At 64.7% G+C, this 16,555-nt stretch carries 19 protein-coding genes; 12 read left to right on the plus strand and 7 right to left on the minus strand.

The window, feature by feature from the left end:
- Together EOA27_RS02175 and EOA27_RS02180 are read right to left on the minus strand one after the other, a co-directional pair.
- A partial coding sequence (locus EOA27_RS02175; RefSeq protein WP_127255345.1) for a pyridoxal-phosphate dependent enzyme occupies positions 1 to 596 on the minus strand: 596 nt, incomplete at its 3' end.
- A gap of 26 nt (positions 597 to 622) precedes the next feature.
- Positions 623 to 1,282: a phosphoribosylanthranilate isomerase gene (locus EOA27_RS02180; RefSeq protein ID WP_126080121.1), complete on the minus strand. Its 660-nt coding sequence runs from the start codon at positions 1,280 to 1,282 to the stop codon at positions 623 to 625.
- Between the two features lie 110 nt (positions 1,283 to 1,392).
- On the opposite strand from EOA27_RS02180, the gene EOA27_RS02185 reads away from it, so the two are divergent.
- Complete coding sequence (locus EOA27_RS02185) at positions 1,393 to 1,608, plus strand: hypothetical protein (RefSeq protein WP_126080122.1); 216 nt, start codon at positions 1,393 to 1,395, stop codon at positions 1,606 to 1,608.
- 247 nt (positions 1,609 to 1,855) lie between these two features.
- Here the strand turns inward: EOA27_RS02185 and EOA27_RS02190 are convergent, their stop codons facing one another.
- The 4 genes from EOA27_RS02190 to EOA27_RS02205 form a co-directional block, all read right to left on the minus strand.
- Positions 1,856 to 2,614, minus strand: coding sequence for a M48 family metallopeptidase (locus EOA27_RS02190; protein WP_126080123.1), 759 nt, complete (start codon positions 2,612 to 2,614; stop codon positions 1,856 to 1,858).
- A 120-nt stretch (positions 2,615 to 2,734) separates the two neighbouring features.
- A complete protein-coding gene (locus EOA27_RS02195; RefSeq protein ID WP_126080124.1) occupies positions 2,735 to 3,214 on the minus strand; it encodes a DUF2852 domain-containing protein in 480 nt (159 codons plus the stop codon).
- A gap of 115 nt (positions 3,215 to 3,329) precedes the next feature.
- Positions 3,330 to 4,472, minus strand: coding sequence for a benzoate/H(+) symporter BenE family transporter (locus tag EOA27_RS02200; protein WP_127255346.1), 1,143 nt, complete (start codon positions 4,470 to 4,472; stop codon positions 3,330 to 3,332).
- A gap of 2 nt (positions 4,473 to 4,474) precedes the next feature.
- Positions 4,475 to 5,245: an alpha/beta hydrolase gene (locus EOA27_RS02205; RefSeq protein WP_126080126.1), complete on the minus strand. Its 771-nt coding sequence runs from the start codon at positions 5,243 to 5,245 to the stop codon at positions 4,475 to 4,477.
- A gap of 214 nt (positions 5,246 to 5,459) precedes the next feature.
- Between EOA27_RS02205 and infC the strand changes: the two genes are divergently transcribed.
- The 8 genes from infC (at position 5,460) to EOA27_RS02245 (ending at position 12,504) form a co-directional block, all read left to right on the plus strand.
- Positions 5,460 to 5,996, plus strand: a complete 537-nt coding sequence (infC, locus tag EOA27_RS02210; RefSeq protein WP_010912915.1) for a translation initiation factor IF-3 — start codon at positions 5,460 to 5,462, stop codon at positions 5,994 to 5,996.
- Positions 5,997 to 6,149: 153 nt separating this feature from the next.
- Positions 6,150 to 6,797 (plus strand): isoprenylcysteine carboxylmethyltransferase family protein, encoded by a 648-nt coding sequence (locus tag EOA27_RS02215; RefSeq protein WP_126080127.1) that lies wholly within the window; start codon positions 6,150 to 6,152, stop codon positions 6,795 to 6,797.
- A gap of 335 nt (positions 6,798 to 7,132) precedes the next feature.
- Positions 7,133 to 7,336 carry a 50S ribosomal protein L35 gene (gene rpmI, locus EOA27_RS02220; protein ID WP_027166935.1) on the plus strand — a complete coding sequence of 68 codons (204 nt, stop codon included), beginning with the start codon at positions 7,133 to 7,135 and terminating at the stop codon, positions 7,334 to 7,336.
- Between the two features lie 37 nt (positions 7,337 to 7,373).
- Positions 7,374 to 7,775 carry a 50S ribosomal protein L20 gene (gene rplT / locus EOA27_RS02225; RefSeq protein ID WP_042637600.1) on the plus strand — a complete coding sequence of 134 codons (402 nt, stop codon included), beginning with the start codon at positions 7,374 to 7,376 and terminating at the stop codon, positions 7,773 to 7,775.
- A gap of 106 nt (positions 7,776 to 7,881) precedes the next feature.
- A complete protein-coding gene (pheS, locus tag EOA27_RS02230) occupies positions 7,882 to 9,015 on the plus strand; it encodes a phenylalanine--tRNA ligase subunit alpha (protein WP_126083619.1) in 1,134 nt (377 codons plus the stop codon).
- Positions 9,012 to 9,449, plus strand: coding sequence for a GFA family protein (locus EOA27_RS02235; protein ID WP_126080128.1), 438 nt, complete (start codon positions 9,012 to 9,014; stop codon positions 9,447 to 9,449). The genes pheS and EOA27_RS02235 overlap by 4 nt, the downstream gene beginning before the upstream one ends.
- Positions 9,446 to 11,854, plus strand: a complete 2,409-nt coding sequence (gene pheT / locus EOA27_RS02240; protein ID WP_126080129.1) for a phenylalanine--tRNA ligase subunit beta — start codon at positions 9,446 to 9,448, stop codon at positions 11,852 to 11,854. Before EOA27_RS02235 ends, pheT begins: the two co-directional genes overlap by 4 nt.
- A gap of 47 nt (positions 11,855 to 11,901) precedes the next feature.
- Positions 11,902 to 12,504 (plus strand): nucleotidyltransferase family protein, encoded by a 603-nt coding sequence (locus EOA27_RS02245; RefSeq protein WP_126080130.1) that lies wholly within the window; start codon positions 11,902 to 11,904, stop codon positions 12,502 to 12,504.
- 235 nt (positions 12,505 to 12,739) lie between these two features.
- Here EOA27_RS02245 and EOA27_RS02255 read toward each other — a convergent pair whose 3' ends face one another.
- Complete coding sequence (locus tag EOA27_RS02255) at positions 12,740 to 13,735, minus strand: aldo/keto reductase (protein ID WP_126080131.1); 996 nt, start codon at positions 13,733 to 13,735, stop codon at positions 12,740 to 12,742.
- A gap of 96 nt (positions 13,736 to 13,831) precedes the next feature.
- Here EOA27_RS02255 and EOA27_RS02260 point away from each other — a divergent pair, with 96 nt between their 5' ends.
- From EOA27_RS02260 to EOA27_RS02270, 3 genes are all read left to right on the plus strand, one after another.
- Positions 13,832 to 14,791, plus strand: a complete 960-nt coding sequence (locus tag EOA27_RS02260) for a LysR family transcriptional regulator (RefSeq protein WP_245467299.1) — start codon at positions 13,832 to 13,834, stop codon at positions 14,789 to 14,791.
- A 177-nt stretch (positions 14,792 to 14,968) separates the two neighbouring features.
- On the plus strand, positions 14,969 to 15,538 hold the full coding sequence (locus EOA27_RS02265) for a cytochrome b (RefSeq protein WP_126080132.1): 570 nt from the start codon (positions 14,969 to 14,971) through the stop codon (positions 15,536 to 15,538).
- Between the two features lie 66 nt (positions 15,539 to 15,604).
- Positions 15,605 to 16,180 carry a YceI family protein gene (locus EOA27_RS02270; protein WP_126080133.1) on the plus strand — a complete coding sequence of 192 codons (576 nt, stop codon included), beginning with the start codon at positions 15,605 to 15,607 and terminating at the stop codon, positions 16,178 to 16,180.
- Positions 16,181 to 16,555: the final 375 nt, after the last annotated feature.

A 16,555-nucleotide genomic window follows, 5' to 3' on the forward strand; every position in this document is an offset into this window, starting at 1 on the left:
GGGTAATAGGTGTCCTCGACATTGGTGACCCAGTCGCGCAGGGCTTCGTTCATGGCGTCCTTCAGCGTGCCGTGGCCGGCGGTGACCGGCCGCACCTCGGCGCCGAGCAGCTTCATGCGGAAGACGTTGGGGCTCTGGCGGGCGACGTCGGTGGCGCCCATGTAGACGACACAGGGATAGCCGAAGCGCGCCGCAACGGTAGCCGAGGCAACGCCGTGCTGGCCGGCGCCGGTCTCGGCGATGATGCGCTTCTTGCCCATGCGCTTGGCGAGCAGGATCTGGCCGAGGCAGTTGTTGATCTTGTGCGAGCCGGTGTGGTTGAGGTCCTCGCGCTTGAAATAGACCTTGGCGCCGCCGAGATGCTTCGTCAGGCCCTCGGCGAAATACAGCTTCGAGGGCCGCCCGGCATAGTGGGTCGACAGGTTCTGCAGTTCGGCCTTGAACTCCGGATCGTTCTTGGCGTGGTTCCACTGCTCTTCGAGGTCGAGGATCAGCGGCATCAGCGTCTCGGCGACGAAGCGGCCGCCGAAAATGCCGAACATGCCCTGCTCGTCGGGTCCGGTGCGGAAGGAATTGGGCATAGCCGGCTTGTTCATCGCCGATCTCCTGATTTTGGTTGTGCTCAGGCGGCGCGGTCGTCGCGCGCGGCCCTGACGGCCCGGAAAAACTGCTCGATCAGCGCCGGATCCTTGACGCCCGGAGCGCTTTCCACACCGGACGAGACGTCTATTCCGGGAGGGTTGGCCAGTCTCAGGGCATCGCCGATATTGGCGGCGTTGAGCCCACCGGAAAGCATGTAATCGAGCCCGGCGTCAAGGCCGGCAAGGATGCGCCAGTCGAAGGCGACGCCATTGCCGCCCGGCAGCTGCGATCCCTTGGGCGGCTTGGCGTCGAACATGAAACGATCGGCGATGCCAACGAACGGCTTTACACGCTCGAGGTCGGCTGTCTCGCTGACGGAAAACACCTTCATGACCGGCAGGCCGTAACGCGCCTTGATCTCGGCCACACGCTCAGGCGTTTCCGAACCGTGCAGTTGCAGCATGTCCGGCTGCATCTTGGCGACGATCTCGTCCAGGAAAGCATCATCGGCGTCGACCGTGACGGCAACCGCCAAGGCCTTGCCGCGCACCGCTTCGCGCAGGCGCCCGGCCTCGGCGGGCTCGACATAGCGCGGGCTTTTGGGGAAGAAGATAAAGCCGACATGGCTGGCGCAGCCGGCAAGGGCGGCGGCCATCGCGGCGTCGGTCTTCAATCCGCAGATCTTGATGTCGAGCGTCATGGGCCGGGCTTGGCACGAAAAGCCGCGAGAGTCGAGAAAAAGCATGCTGTTGCCACCACGGCGGAAAACGCTACCTTCATATAGGAACCACAGGCGAGAGCAGGATAATCATGGCCGACCGGACCGTCGCCGAACTGAAGCAGAAGGTCGCGCAAGCGCGCGAGGTGATCGCGCATCTGATCGACAAGGCCGCCTTCAACGGCGCCGAGGCGCACCGGGCGCTGGAGTATTTCGGCAGCGATGGCTTCGACCGGGATTTCCTGCCGTGGCCGCATATCGAAGAAGGGCTGCGGCCGGAGGAATTGAACGCGGCGAATGATGATTGAGGGGTGCGTGAGGCAACCGCGCGGTCGTCATCCTAGGGCGGAGCGACGCGAAGCGGCGAGCAGACCCTAGGATCCATGCCGTTACATCAGCCGAAAGGTGCAGCGGCGGAGAATATTCCCTTTTTCGTTCAACGGCATAGCATTGTTTGCACCGCTGCGGCGCTCGCACGTTAGGCATGGATCCTAGGATCTGCGCGCGTCGCTTCGCTCCTTGCTTCGCGGGCTAGTAGCGCGCAAGCCATCGTCCCTACTCAAACACAATCGCCTGCAACGCCCCGCCGTTGCGCTTCAGCCAGTCCTTGCAGCGGTCGGTATCGGGGCACAGTTTCTCGCACAGCTTCCAGAATTTCGGGCCGTGGTTCATCTCCTTGAGATGCGCCACCTCATGCGCCACCAAATAGTTTATCACCGCCGGCGGGGCCATCATGATGCGCCAGGAGAAGGAGAGATTGCCCTCCGAGGTGCATGACCCCCAGCGGCTGGACGTATCCTTGTACCTTATGGCCTTGGCGCGCTTGCCGATCGCCTCGGTGTGCTTGACCACCAGTCTTTCGATCTCCTTCTTGGCCTCGCGCTTGAGGTAGTCGGCGACACGGCGCGGCAGATGGATGCGCTCGCCATGGACGACCAGAAGCGGGCCGCGCTCGTCACGCGAGACCGTGACGGTGCCGCGCTTCGAAGGCTCATGCACGATGCGGTGCGGCACGCCGCGGATCGGGATTTTTATGCCGGGCCGCACTTGCGGGCGGGTAGGCACCTTGGCCAGGCGCTGCTCCAGCCAATCCTGGTGGCGGTCGAGGAATTTCTCCACTTCGCCTCGGCGCAGGCCGGGCGGCACGGTGACGCGAAGGCCCTGGCCGCCGGAATCGATGCGCAAAGTGAGCCGCCTGGCCCTGGCGCTTTCGACGATCTTCAGCGGCAGCGTGCGGCCGGCGACGCAGTGTTCGCGCTCCACCACAGGGGTGGGCTTTGGCTTGGTCAGATTGCGAAAGAAGCCGAGGGTCATGGCTGGACGATACGCGATTCGAAAAAAACGGCCAGTGGAGGGAAGCTACAAAGAGAACAAAAAAGAAACGGCGCCGCTGAACGCGACGCCGCATATCATACCGGAGCCTGTCGCGCGGCTTCAGTCGTCGAGCAGGTTCGTGCCCTTGCCGCGCTTGGCAGCGGGCTTGTCGTCCGAGCCGGTGGTGGTCGGCGCGGTATGCTTGTTGCGGTTGGCCATGAAGCGGTCGAACTCTTCCTGGTCCTTGGCGCGGCGCAGTTCGCGGGCGTAGTCGTCGAACTCGGTCAGCATCTCGTCCAGCTTGCGGCGCTCTTCGGCCAGGCGCTCGAGCTCCTTCTCGCGCCAGTCATCGAAGGCGACATTGCCGGTGCGGGCCGAACCGTGACCCCAGCGGGCCGCCTTGTCGGAGCCGCGGCGGCAGCCGGCGAAGATGCCGTCGGTCGCGCGGTTGACGTCGCGCTTGAAGCCTTCCAGCCGGTCGCCCCAGATGATGTAGGCGAGCATGGCGAAGCCGAGCGGCCAAAACACCATGAAGCCGATGACCATCAGCGCGATGGTGGCCGGCGTCCAGGCCGGACGGATCAATGCAGTCGTATTCATTTCTCCCAATCCTTCCATTGGAGACAGCCAAATCGGCTGCGTGGAATCGAAATGGGAAGGCGAAATGGGCTATTCAAGACAAATCCGGCCAAAACCGGCGAAGCTTCTGAAATGATTATCGCTTTTTGAGTTTTTCCAGGAAAAGCACTGCCATGCCGGCGATAAGCCCCCAGAACGCCGCGCCGACGCCGAAGAGCGTGAGTCCCGACGCGGTCACGGCGAAGGTGACGGTGGCCGGCATGCGGTCGCCAGAGTCATGAAGGGCTATCGACAGCGCATTGGCCAGGGGCGCCGTCAAGGCGAGCCCCGCGACCAGCACGATCAGGCTCTGCGGCAGCACGGCGAAGATCGCCACCAGCGAGGCGCCGAAGATGGCGAAGATGAGATAGGCCAGCGCGTAGAACGGCCCGGTCTTCCACCGCTCGGCCGGATCTGGATGGACATCGGGGCCGGTGCAGATTGCGGCCGAGATCGCCGCGAGATTGGTGGTCGCGGCGCCGAACGGCGCCGAGAGCAGCGAAAACAGTCCGGTGACGCCGATCAGCGGGCCGGGTTCGGGGTGATAGCCGGCGGCACGCAGCACCGCGAGGCCGGAAAGGTTCTGCGAGGCCATGGTGACCAGGTAGAGCGGCAAGGCAAGGCCGATGGTCGCCGATGCGGTGAATTGCGGCGCAATGAACGTCAATGTCGACAGTTCCGGCACCGGCAGGCTGCCGACGCGGCCGGTGAGGAAAGCGGCAAGGCCGCCGCCGATCAGCACCACCAGCACCGATAAAGCCGGATTGAACAGGCGGATGACGAAGAAGGCGGCGATCAGTGGCAGGATCAGCCAGGGATCGGCGGGAATGGCCTTCACCGCATTGACGGCGAAGCTGACCAGGATGCCGGCCAGCATGCCGGACGCCACAGAGGCCGGGATCTGCGCGATCAGCCGGGTCAGCGGCTTGAAGAGGCCGGTGGCGACCAGAAGGACACCGGTGACCATGAAGGCGCCCACGGCCTGCGGCATCGTGAAACCGCTGGAGGCCGCGATCAGGGCGAGACCCGGCGTCGACCAGGCGGTGATGACAGGCATTTTCGTGCGCCAGGACAGCCACAGGCATTCCACGACCATGGCAAGGCAGATCGCCGTCACGCCGCTGGCGGTCTCGATCTGGGTGGCGCCGACCGCCTTGGCGGCGGCGATGACGAGGGCCAGCGTGCCGCCGAAGCCGACGATCGCGGCGACGAAGGCGGATATCGGGATGGAGATGCGCATGGTCAGGCGGCCCGCCTGACCATGTCGGCGACGGCGCGCTGCAGCATATCGAGATCCTCGGGACGGGACAGGCGATGGTCGCCGTCGGGGATCAGCGACAGCGTCACGTCGTCGGCGGGAAGCATCGATGCGAGCTTCAGCGCATGGCTGGACGGCACGTCCGGATCGGCCAGGCCCTGCAATATGTGCACCGGACAGTGCGTGTCGATCGGTCCGGTCATGACCCGGTTGGCGCGGCCGTCCTCGATCAGCGCCCGGGTGTAGATATAAGGCTCGTCCGAATAGTCGGACGGCTCGGCAAAAAATCCCTTTTTAGAAAGATCGCGCCTCTGTGCCTTGGTCAGCACCGGTTCGATCAACTCGAATGTGAAGTCAGGCGCCGGCGCAAGCAGCACGAGACCGGCCACGCGGTCGTCGCCCGCCCGGCGCAATTCCTGCACCATGCGCAGAGCGATCCACGCCCCCATCGAGGAGCCGACCAGGACCTGCTTGCCTTTGCTGAAGCGCCGAAAGACGGCAAGGCTCTCGGCCAGCCATCTGGAGATCGTGCCGCCGGCGAATTCGCCGCCCGACTCGCCATGGCCGGAATAGTCGTGGCGCAGATAGGCGCGGCCCTCGCGAGCGGCCCAGGCGGCAAGTGTCTCCGCCTTCGTGCCCAGCATGTCGGACTTGTAGCCGCCGAGCCACACCACGCCGGGCGCCGCGCCCGGCGCCTGCCTGACGGCGATGCTCGATCCGTCCACATCGATGAAAACCGGAGCGCCGGCGGCCATGGGCTTGTCCTTTCCGCCGGTCTTTTGGCACAGGCGGTGGTTCAACGAAAAGTGCTCGCGGCATTTCTTTGCTTGGTGCAGACAATTGCAGGCGGCAGGTGATTTTCCGGCAGGGCTATGCTATTGACTCACACCCCGCGCTCACCACATAGGCGCGTCCACCTGTTTTGACTCTACAGAAACCCTGAACGAAACGGCCGAGGAGACCACGACCATTCGCAGACCTTTCAAAGCAGCGGCACCCACCAAGGACGGGCCGCGCTCCAACCGAGACATCCGGGTTCCCCGGGTCCAGCTTATCGACGCCGAAGGCCAGAACCGCGGCGATGTTTCCATCAACGACGCATTGCTGCTCGCCGAAGAGGCCGGGCTCGATCTGGTCGAGATATCGCCCAATGCGGTACCGCCCGTCGTCAAGATCCTCGATCTCGGCAAGCTGAAATACGCCAACCAGAAGAAGGCGGCCGAAGCGCGCAAGAACCAGAAGGTCATCGAGATCAAGGAGATCAAGATGCGCCCGAACATCGACAGCCATGACTATGAGACCAAGATGAAGGCCGTGCGGCGCTTCTTCGAGGAAGGCGACAAGGTCAAGCTGACGCTGCGCTTCCGCGGCCGCGAGATGGCGCATATGGAGCTCGGCATGCAGCTTCTGAACAAGGTGCGCGAGGAAGTGGCGACGATCGCCAAGGTCGAGGCGGAGCCGAAGCTCGAAGGCCGCCAGATGATGATGGTTCTGGCGCCGCGCTAAATCCCGCCAAAATCATGGTGCAGGGGCGTCCCGACGATCGGCGGGACGCCTGTTTTCTGTCCGATCGCGAGCAAATCGACGACCGAGTTCTTCGGTTGCGTGCAAATCTCGACGATCGCTTCGCGATCGCGAGCAGACGATCGGGTTTTCCTCATGGCCGATGAAGTGAAGTCCAAGCCTGCCAGGCAAACGCCAGGTCTCGGCGGCTATCAGTATATGCGCCGCGTTGTGCTGGCCGTTCTGATCGTGGTGCTGTTTGCCGCGCTTCTGTTCGGACAGTCGACTTTTCCGCCGGACACGCCGGTGCACGAAACGATCGAGATGTTCGGCGTGCTCTTGATTTTTCTCGGCATAGTCGGGCGATTGTGGTCGACGCTTTATATCGGGGGGCGCAAATCCTCCGAAGTGGTCACCGGCGGGCCCTATTCGATCACCCGCAACCCGCTCTACCTGTTCTCGACCGTGGCTGCTGCCGGCGTCGGCGCGCAGATCGGCTCGTTTTCAGGCATCATTCTCTTTGCGCTGCTGTGCGCCGGCGCGTTCCACATCGTCATCCTGCGCGAGGAGCGCTATCTGAAGGAAGTTCTCGGCGCCCCTTATGCGGCGTATCTTGCCAAGGTGCCGCGTTTCTTCCCGAACCTCCGGCTCTACCGGGAGGGCGACACCGGCAGCTTCAAGCCGCGCCTGTTGTTGAACACGCTGCTCGACGGCATGGTGTTCCTGGTGGCGCTGCCGGCCTTCGAGCTGATCGACGGCGCGCAACAGTCGGGGGTGTTGCCGGTGTGGTTCACGCTGCCCTAGGAACGGTAATCTTCAGGTGAGGCCGGCCTGCAAATGGCGGCTTCCTGCGCTTCCGGTGCTCACGTACTTTAAGTACGCTCCGCTCCGGTTCTCGGAAACCACCATTTTCGGCTCGGCCTGACCTGAATCTCAACCGTTCCCGCCGGCGCACATCGCGGACACCGCGTCGCATGGCTTGAGGTGTTGCACAGCAGCCGTCTTTGATCTATAGGACCGCGGTTCCAGAAAACCGCCCGGCAGGGCATGCCGTGGCGGTTTCATTTGCTTTTCGGGCTTTGGTCGGCCCGAAGCGAGAAAAGAAGCGCGATGGTGCGCCACCAATACGGAGTAGCAAAATGCCCAAGATGAAGACCAAATCGGCCGCCAAGAAGCGGTTCAAGATTACTGCCACCGGCAAGGTGCTGTCGGCTGCCGCCGGCAAGCGCCACGGCATGATCAAGCGTTCCAACAAGTTCATTCGCGATGCCCGCGGCACGATGGTTCTGGCTGAACCGGACGGCAAGAAGGTCATCAAGAATTTTCTGCCGAACGGCCTCTAATCCCTCGGCTTGGACAACGTATTAAGGAGATCATGACATGGCACGCGTAAAGAGAGGCGTCACCGCCCACGCCAAGCACAAGAAGGTCCTGAAAGCCGCCAAGGGTTTCTACGGCCGCCGCAAGAACACCATCCGCATCGCCAAGCAGGCGGTGGAGAAGTCGCTGCAGTATGCCTACCGCGACCGCAAGAACCGCAAGCGCTCGTTCCGCGCGCTGTGGATCCAGCGCATCAACGCGGCGACCCACGAGCACGGCCTGACCTATGGCCGCTTCATCGACGGTCTCAACAAGGCCGGCATCGAGATCGACCGCAAGGTCCTTTCGGACATGGCCATCCACGAGCCGCAGGCTTTCGCCGCGCTGGTGGCCAAGGCCAAGGTCGCGCTCGAATATCTGAAGAACACCACGCCGAATGCTTTTGAGAGCGCTGTCGCCTAAGCCAGCGCTTCCCAAGCATTTCTAGTACTGATTTGGGGAACCCGCGCTGGCACGGCTGGCGCGGGTTTTTCTTATGCCTGATCAAACCAAGATGGTGACGCACCACATGGGTGCTGTCCGCCCGAACGAAGAGAGTTTCGCCGTGAACGCCACTGCTGGAAATCTTGAAGCCCTGGAAGCTTCGCTGCTCGCCGAGATCGCGGCGGCCTCGGATGAGGCCGCGATCGAGGCGGTGCGCGTCTCGGCGCTGGGCAAGAAGGGCTCGGTGTCCGAAATGCTGAAGACGCTGGGCGCCATGAGCGCCGAGGAACGGCAGGTGAAGGGCCCGGCGATCAACGGCCTCAAGAACCGCGTCACCGAGGCACTCACCCGGCGCAAGGCCGAGTTGAAGGATGTGGCGATCGTCGCCCGGCTCGAGGCCGAGAAGGTCGATGTCACGCTCCCCGTTCGCCAGTCGCCGGGCGAGCGCGGCCGCATCCATCCGATCAGCCAGGTGATCGACGAGATCGCGGCGATCTTCGGCGATCTCGGCTTCTCGATCGCCGAAGGTCCGGATATCGAGACCGACCATTACAATTTCACGGCGCTGAACTTCCCCGAGGGACATCCGGCGCGCGAGATGCACGACACCTTCTTCTTCCAGCCGGACGAGAGGGGCGAGCGCAAGCTGCTGCGCACACACACCTCGCCTGTGCAGATCCGCACCATGGAGCGGCAGAAGCCGCCGATCCGCATCGTCATTCCCGGCAAGACCTACCGGCAGGATTCCGACGCGACGCATTCGCCGATGTTCCACCAGGTCGAAGGGCTGGTGATCGACAAAACCGCCAACATCGCCAACATGAAGTGGGTGCTGGAGGAGTTCTGCAAGGCCTTCTTCGAGGTGCCTAGCGTCAAGATGCGCTTCCGCCCGTCCTTCTTCCCGTTCACCGAACCCAGCCTCGAGGTCGACATCCAGTGCGACCGCTCGCGTCCGGGCGAAGTGCGCTTCGGCGAAGGCTCCGACTGGATGGAGATCCTGGGCTGCGGCATGGTGCATCCCAACGTGCTGCGTTACGGCGGGCTCGATCCCGACGAATATCAGGGCTTTGCCTGGGGCATGGGTATCGACCGCATCGCCATGCTGAAATACGGCATGCCGGATTTGCGCGCCTTCTTCGACGCCGACGTGAGGTGGCTCACGCATTACGGCTTCCGGCCGCTCGACCTGCCGACGCTGTTCGGGGGGCTGTCTGCATGACGGCACCTCACACCGGCGGCTGCCGTTGCGGCGCGGTGCGGTTCGAGGCCTCGGCCGAGCCGCACCACATCAGCTATTGCCATTGCGGCGACTGCCGGCGCGCCACGGGCGCGCCGGTGTCGGCCTTTGTCGGCTTCATGGCCGACCAGGTCGCGCTCGAAGGCAAGTCGCTGAAAAGCTACCGCAACGGCCCGGTGGAGCGCTCCTTCTGCGGCATTTGCGGCTCGCCGATCGCCTATGTCGATAAGCGGCTCGACAACAAGATCTATTTCATGCTCGGCGTCATGGACATGCCGGCCTATTTCAAGCCGACGCTGCATGCCTATGTGCGCGAGCAACTGCCCTTCCTGCACATGCCGGACGACCTGCCGAGACATCTGAAGACCAGCGTGCCCCGACCAGAAGGGCAAGGACCGAACGGAACAGAACCATGAAATTCACGCTCTCCTGGCTCAAGGACCATCTCGAGACCGACGCCTCGCTTGCCGAGATCGTCGAGCGGCTGACCGCGATCGGCCTCGAAGTCGAACATGTCGACGACAAGGCAGGCTTGAAACCCTTCGTCATCGCCAAGGTGCTGACGGCGGTGCAGCACCCCGATGCCGACCGGCTGCGGGTGCTGACCGTCGACACCGGCGACGGCAAGCCGCCCGTGCAGGTGGTGTGCGGGGCGCCCAATGCCCGCGCGGGGATGATCGGCGCCTTCGCCGCGCCCGGCACCTACATCCCGGGCATCGACGTGACGCTCTCGGTCGGCAAGATCCGCGGCGTCGAAAGCCATGGCATGATGTGCTCGGAACGCGAGCTGGAACTGTCGGACGAGCACAGCGGCATCATCGATTTGCCTGAGGATGCGCCGGTCGGCACCAGCTTCGCGGCCTACGCGCATCTCGACGATCCGGTGATCGAGATCAACCTGACGCCGAACCGGCCGGATGCGACCAGCGTCTACGGCATCGCCCGCGACCTTGCAGCGAGCGGGCTCGGACGGCTGAAGACAGCACCGGTGGAAGCGATTCCCGGCAAGGGCGCGACACCGGTCAAGGTCACGATCGAGGCGCCCGAGCTTTGCCCCGGCTTCGCGCTGAGGCTGGTCAAGGGCGTCAAGAACGGCCCGTCGCCGAAATGGCTGCAGCAGCGGCTGATCGCCATCGGGCTCCGGCCGATCAGCGCGCTGGTCGACATCACCAACTACGTCACCTTCGACCGCGGCCGGCCGCTGCATGTGTTCGACGCCAAGAAGGTCGCCGGCAACCTCGTCGTGCGCCGCGCCCGGGACGGCGAGAAGGTGCTGGCGCTGGACGGCCGCGAATACACGCTGACGCCCGAAATGTGTGTGATCGCCGACGACAATGGCGTGGAATCGATCGCCGGCATCATGGGCGGCGAGCATTCGGGCTGCGACGAGAACACCACCGATGTGCTGATCGAATCGGCGCTCTGGGATCCGATCACGACGGCCCGCACCGGCCGCGCGCTCGGCATCATCACCGACGCGCGCTATCGTTTCGAGCGCGGCGTCGATCCCCAATTCATGGTGCCGGGCGTGGAGCTCGCGACCAGGCTGGTGCTCGATTTCTGCGGCGGCACGCCGAGCGAGATGGAGGTTGCCGGCTATGCCGGACACAAGGCGATGGTCGTGTCCTTCCCGCTGTCGGAAGTGAAGCGGCTGACCGGCATCGAGGTCCCCAAGGCCGAGAGCCTCGACATCCTGACGCGGCTCGGCTTCGAGCCGCAGGGCTCGGGCGACGTCGTCAAGGTGACGGTGCCGTCCTGGCGGCCGGACATCGACGGCAAGGCAGACCTCGTCGAGGAGGTGATGCGCATCCACGGCGTCGACAACATCTTGGCCCAGCCGCTGACCTCGCATGACGCCGTCAACGGCAAGATCCTGACCACGCTGCAGGTGCGCACCCGCGCCGCCAAGCGAGCGCTCGCCGTGCGCGGCATGATGGAGGCCGTGACCTGGTCGTTCATCCCGGCCAAGCACGCCGAGCTGTTCGGCGGCGGCCAGACGGCGCTGAAGCTCGCCAACCCGATCGCCGCCGACATGTCCGACATGCGGCCTTCGCTGCTGCCCGGACTGATCGCCGCGGCGCAGCGCAATGCCGACCGCGGCATCGGCGACGTGGCGCTGTTCGAGGTCTCCGGCACCTATGAAGGTGACGCGCCCGAACAGCAGCGGCGAGTGGCAGCCGGCGTGAGGCGCGGTACGGCTAGGCTCGACGGTTCGGGCCGCAGCTGGGCCGGCAATGCCGGGCCGGTCGGCGTGTTCGACGCCAAGGCGGACGCGATCGCGGCGCTCGAGGCCTGCGGCGCGCCGGTCGACCGGCTGCAGATCGAGCCGGGCGGCCCGGCCTGGTATCACCCGGGACGTTCCGGCACGATTAAGCTCGGCCCCAAGACCGTGCTCGGCACTTTCGGCGAGTTCCATCCGAAGACGCTGGACGGGCTCGATGCGTCCGGCCCGATCTGCGGCTTCGAGGTTTTCGTCGACGCCGTGCCGGAGCCGAAGGCCAAGCCGACGCGCACCAAGCCGAAGCTGGAGCTGTCGCCCTTCCAGGCGGTGAAGCGCGATTTCGCCTTCGTCGTCGACAGGACGGTCGAGGCCGGAACGCTGGTGCGAGCAGCCTTGGCTGCCGACAAGAAGCTGGTCACCGGCGTTTCGGTGTTCGACGTCTTCGAGGGTGCCACGCTCGGCGAAGCCAAGAAGTCGATCGCCATCGAGGTGTCGATCCAGCCGGTCGAAAAGACGCTGACCGACGAGGATTTCGAGGCGCTGGCCAAGCGCATCGTCGAGAACGTCAACAAGCAGACGGGCGGCGTGCTGAGGGCATAGGCTTTCTTGGGATTGCCGGAAGGTGGCGAATCGCCTTCCAAAGGGCGATGGACCACCTCCGCTACTCCGGCCTTCCCTTCGAAACGCAACGCACGGCTTTCCTCGGCATCATCGCGGCCGACCCGCTGTTGGCCGAGACGCTGGCGCGGGCGCGGGCGCTTGCGCTGCCGGATTGGCTGGTGGCTTCCGGCGCGCTCTACAACAGCGTCTGGAACCATCTGACCGGCAAGCCGCCAGGCTACGGCATCAAGGACGTCGATCTGTTCTATTTCGATGATGCCGATCTCTCCTACGAGGCCGAGGACACGGTGATCCGCCGCGCGGCGGCGCATTTCGAGGGGCTGCCGCTGCCGGTCGAGGTGCGCAACCAGGCGAGGGTGCATCTGTGGTATCCGGTGAAGTTTGGTGAGGAATGTCCGCGGTATGCGAGTTCGAGCGAGTCGGTGAGCTATTTTGCGTCGAAGACGCATGCGGTTGGGGTGCGATACGGTGCTGACGGGGCGCTGGAGCTGGTGGCGCCGTTCGGGCTGGATTATATCTTTTCGTTTCGCATCACGCCGAACCGGGCGCTGGACAATCAGCGGACCCATGAGGCGAAGGGGAGAAGGGCCAGGGAGTGCTGGCCGGAGATTGAAGTGATGCCTTGGTAAGGGTGCAGAATAAAATAGGTCGGCGCGAGGCCCCCCTCTCTGCCCTGCCGGGCATCTCCCCCTCAAGGGGGGAGATTGGCAGTTTCGATGCCGGCGCTCCCTTGCAACGCAGGTGATTGACGAAAGCAGATGCGACATCGATCTCCCCCCTTTTGAGGGGGAGATGGCCGGCAGGCCAGAGAGGGGGGCCTCGTGCCGGCCTTTCAACAACGGGCGCCAAAGCGCCCTTCGTCTGCTACCCATTCACCAGCGCCAGCAATTCCTCCGTATAGCGCTTGCCGACCACCTTATCCGGCGACAATGCATCGCCGATCGCCGCAACCTCGGCCGCGCTCAACTCAATCCCGGCCGCCGCCGTATTCTGCTCCAAGTGGCGGATCTTTCTTGCACCGGGGATCGGCACGATGAAATCGCCCTGGTGCAGCACCCAGGCGAGCGCCAGCTGCGCCGGTGTCACGCCCTTTTCCGCCGCCATCTTCTCCAGCACCGCGATGACGGCGTTGTTAGCTGCCATCGCCTCGGCCTGGAAGCGCGGCAGAGTGAGGCGCCAATCGCCGGCGCCGAGCACATCGGGCTTGGCAATCGTGCCGGTGAGCAGGCCGCGGCCGAGCGGGCTGTAGGGCACGAAACCGATGCCAAGCTCGCGGCAGACGGCGAAGACCTCGTCCTCGGGATCGCGGCTCCACAGCGAATATTCACTTTGCACCGCGGCGATCGGGTGCACGGCATGCGCCCGGCGCAATGTCGCGCCGCTCACCTCCGACAGGCCCAGCGCCCTCACCTTGCCCTCGCGCACCAGCTCGGCCATGGCGCCGACCGTGTCCTCGATCGGCACGTTGGGATCGACGCGGTGCTGGTAGTAGAGGTCGATCACGTCGGTATCGAGCCGCTTCAGCGAAGCTTCGGCCACCGCCTTGACGTGCTCGGGGCGACTGTCGACGCCCGCCATGCGGTCGAGGCCGGTGCCTTCGTCGAGGATCTTGAAGCCGAATTTGGTGGCGATGGTCACCTTGTCGCGCACCGGCTTCAGCGCCTTGCCGAGCAGGATTTCGTTCTCGAACGGACCATAGACTTCCGCCGTGTCGAAGAAGGTCACGCCGATTTCGACGGCGCGGCGCAGCGTGGCGATGGCCTCGGCCTCCGGCTGGCCGCCATAAGCGAAGCTCATGCCCATGCAGCCGAGCCCGACGGGGAAGACTTCGAGTTCAGTTCCGAGTTTGCGGGTTTTCATCACGCATCTCCTTGTTGCGATGGGCAGGAAATAGGGCCTTGCAGTCCGTTCGATAATCGGCTCTCCTTTGCACGGCTTGTTCTAAAACATAGACCAATGAACCGCACCAACCTCTCGCAGCTCGCCGTGCTCGCCACGGTCGCCCAATGCGCCAGCTTTCGCGGCGCCGCGCGCGAGCTCGGCATCGCGCCCTCGGCGGTCAGCCACGCGGTGTCGAGCCTCGAAGCGCGGCTCGGCGTGCGGCTTCTGGCGCGCAGCACGCGCAGCGTCGCGCCGACCGAAGAAGGCGCGCAGCTGCTCGAACGGCTGCGCCCGGCGCTGTCCGAGATCGACCTGGCGCTGGAGACGGCGGTCGAGGCGCGGGACCGGCCCGCCGGCAATCTGCGGCTCACCGTGCCACGCACGGCCGCACACCTGACTCTGACGCCCAGGCTCGGCGCCTTTGCCGCGGCCTATCCCGATATCGTCCTGGAGATCGTCATCGAGGATCGCTTCACCGATGTCGTCGAAGGCGGCTTCGACGCTGGCGTGCGGCTCGGCGAAAGCCTGCAGCGCGACATGATCGCGGTGCGCATCGGATCCGACTTCCGCGGCGCGGTGGTCGGCTCGCAATCCTATTTCGCCTCCATGCCGAAACCGCGCCATCCGCGCGAGCTGGCCGACCACCGCTGCATCCGCTTCCGTTTCTCCAGCGGCATCCTTTACCGCTGGGAATTCGAGAAGGACGGCGAGGAGATCGAGATCGCGGCGCAAGGACCGCTGATCCTCGACGAGGACCACCTGATCGCCCAGGCGGCGGTCGACGGCGCCGGCCTTGCCTTCGTCTTCGAGCCCTATGTGTCGGCGCCACTGGCCGACGGCAGGCTGATCCGCGTGCTGGAGGACTGGTGCCCGTCCTTCGACGGCTTCTTCGTCTACTATCCGAGCCGCCGGCAGATGCGCCCTGCGCTGCGGGCGTTTGTCGATTTCTTCAAGGTGAGTGGCACCCTCCCCCTTGTGGGGAGGACTATCGCATATGGCACTCCCCCTCACCCAGCCTCCGCTTCGCTCGGCTGACCTCTCCCCAGGGGGAGAGGAGATTACCGGCGTCGGCGCCAGTCTCTTCTCCCCGTCGGGGAGAAGGTGGCCGCGAAGCGGCCGGATGAGGGGGCTGGCGCTGCCATATGCGATTGCCCCCTTGTGGGGAGGGTAAGGCTCCCGGAAGAAAGCCGGCGCCGGCTTCGTTCGCCTCGCATGCAACCCTTTACCAACACCCCCACCCGCTACGGCTGGGCGATGATCGTCCTGCACTGGCTGATCGGCGTCATCTTCATCGGCCAGTTCGCGCTCGGCGTCGTCATGGTGCGCACGACAAGCCAGCGCGCGTCCTTCGAGCTGATCCAGCTGCACAAATCCTTCGGCTTCCTGCTGCTCGGGCTGATCATCCTGCGCATCGCCTGGCGGCTCGGCAATGTGGCGCCGGCACTGCCCAGCTCGGTTGGCACGCTGGAGCGCAGGACCGCGCCGCTGGCGCATTTCGCGCTCTATGCCTTCCAGATCGCGCTGCCGCTCTCCGGCTGGGCGTTGGTTTCGGTGTCGACGCTGGAGATTCCGACCATGCCGTTCGATCTCTTCGTGATGCCCAATCTGCCGCTCGCCGAATCCGACGCTTCGGAGAGCTTTTGGACGTCCGCGCACTGGTATCTCGCCTATGCCGGCATCGGGCTGGTGGCGCTGCACATCGCGGCGGCGCTGCGCCACCATTTCCTGCTGCGCGACAATGTGCTGACGCGCATGATCACACCTTCGTCAGGCAGGGAATAGAACCGCGCCACCATTCGTTGGTGGGGCAAGAACGCAGAAAAGCGTATCTGCGGAAGGAAGAAACCCATGAACGCGCGTATCCTCGGATTGGCGGCCTTTGCCGCTTGCCTTGCCGTGCCTGCCGTTGCCGCGGTGGCGCTCAGCGACGCGGCCGGCAGCTACACGATCAGCCCGTCTGGCTCCTCGATCCGCTTCACCATCGGCAAGGCCGGCGGCGGCGGCTTCGACGGCGCTTTCGGCCGCTTCAAGGGCACGATCCGCATCGACAATGGCGATGTCGGCCGCTCCAAGGTCGACCTCACCATCTATCCCGAAAGCGTCGGCACCGGTCAGGCCCGCATCGATGCCTTCCTGCGCTCCGACGCGGTGTTCGACGCGGCCAACAACCCGGAGATCCAGTTCCGCTCGACCAGCGTGACGCGCACCGGTGACACGACGGCGGTCGTTACCGGGCGCCTGACGGCGCGCGGCAAGACGTTTCCGGAGAAATTCACCGCCGAGCTCGGCGGATTGAAGGGCGGGACCATCAAATTCCACGTCACCGGCAAGGTGCTGCGGTCGCGCTACGGCATGGATGTCGGCACGCCGCTCTATTCCAATGTCGTCGACTTCGACATGACGCTGACGGGGAAGAGGGGGTAGGCACAGCACATTTCCTCGCCCCCGCGAAGGCGGGGGAGAGGTGGCTCGGGCGAAGCCCGAGAACGGAGCGGGGGCGCCCTCCGCGACGGCAGAGCCTTCGCAGAATTGTGCTGTCGTGAAGCCGTCCCACTCCGAAGCTGCGTTCTACGAAGGCCCCTCTCCGTCCCGGCTTCGCCGGGCCACCTCTCCCCACTGCGTGGGGCGAGGAAGCGCGCCGCCTCCTGCATTGGCTTTTCCGTCGATTTCAGGCAAACCTCGTCGCCTGTAAACCGACATGGAGAAGCGTGATGTTCCGATGGGGTGTTCTGTCGACGGCAAAGATCGGCCGCGAGCAGCTTTTGCCGGCAATCGTGGATTCGGAGAACGGCGTCCTGT

The organism is Mesorhizobium sp. M2A.F.Ca.ET.037.01.1.1, from assembly GCF_003998075.1.
GTDB lineage: Bacteria > Pseudomonadota > Alphaproteobacteria > Rhizobiales > Rhizobiaceae > Mesorhizobium.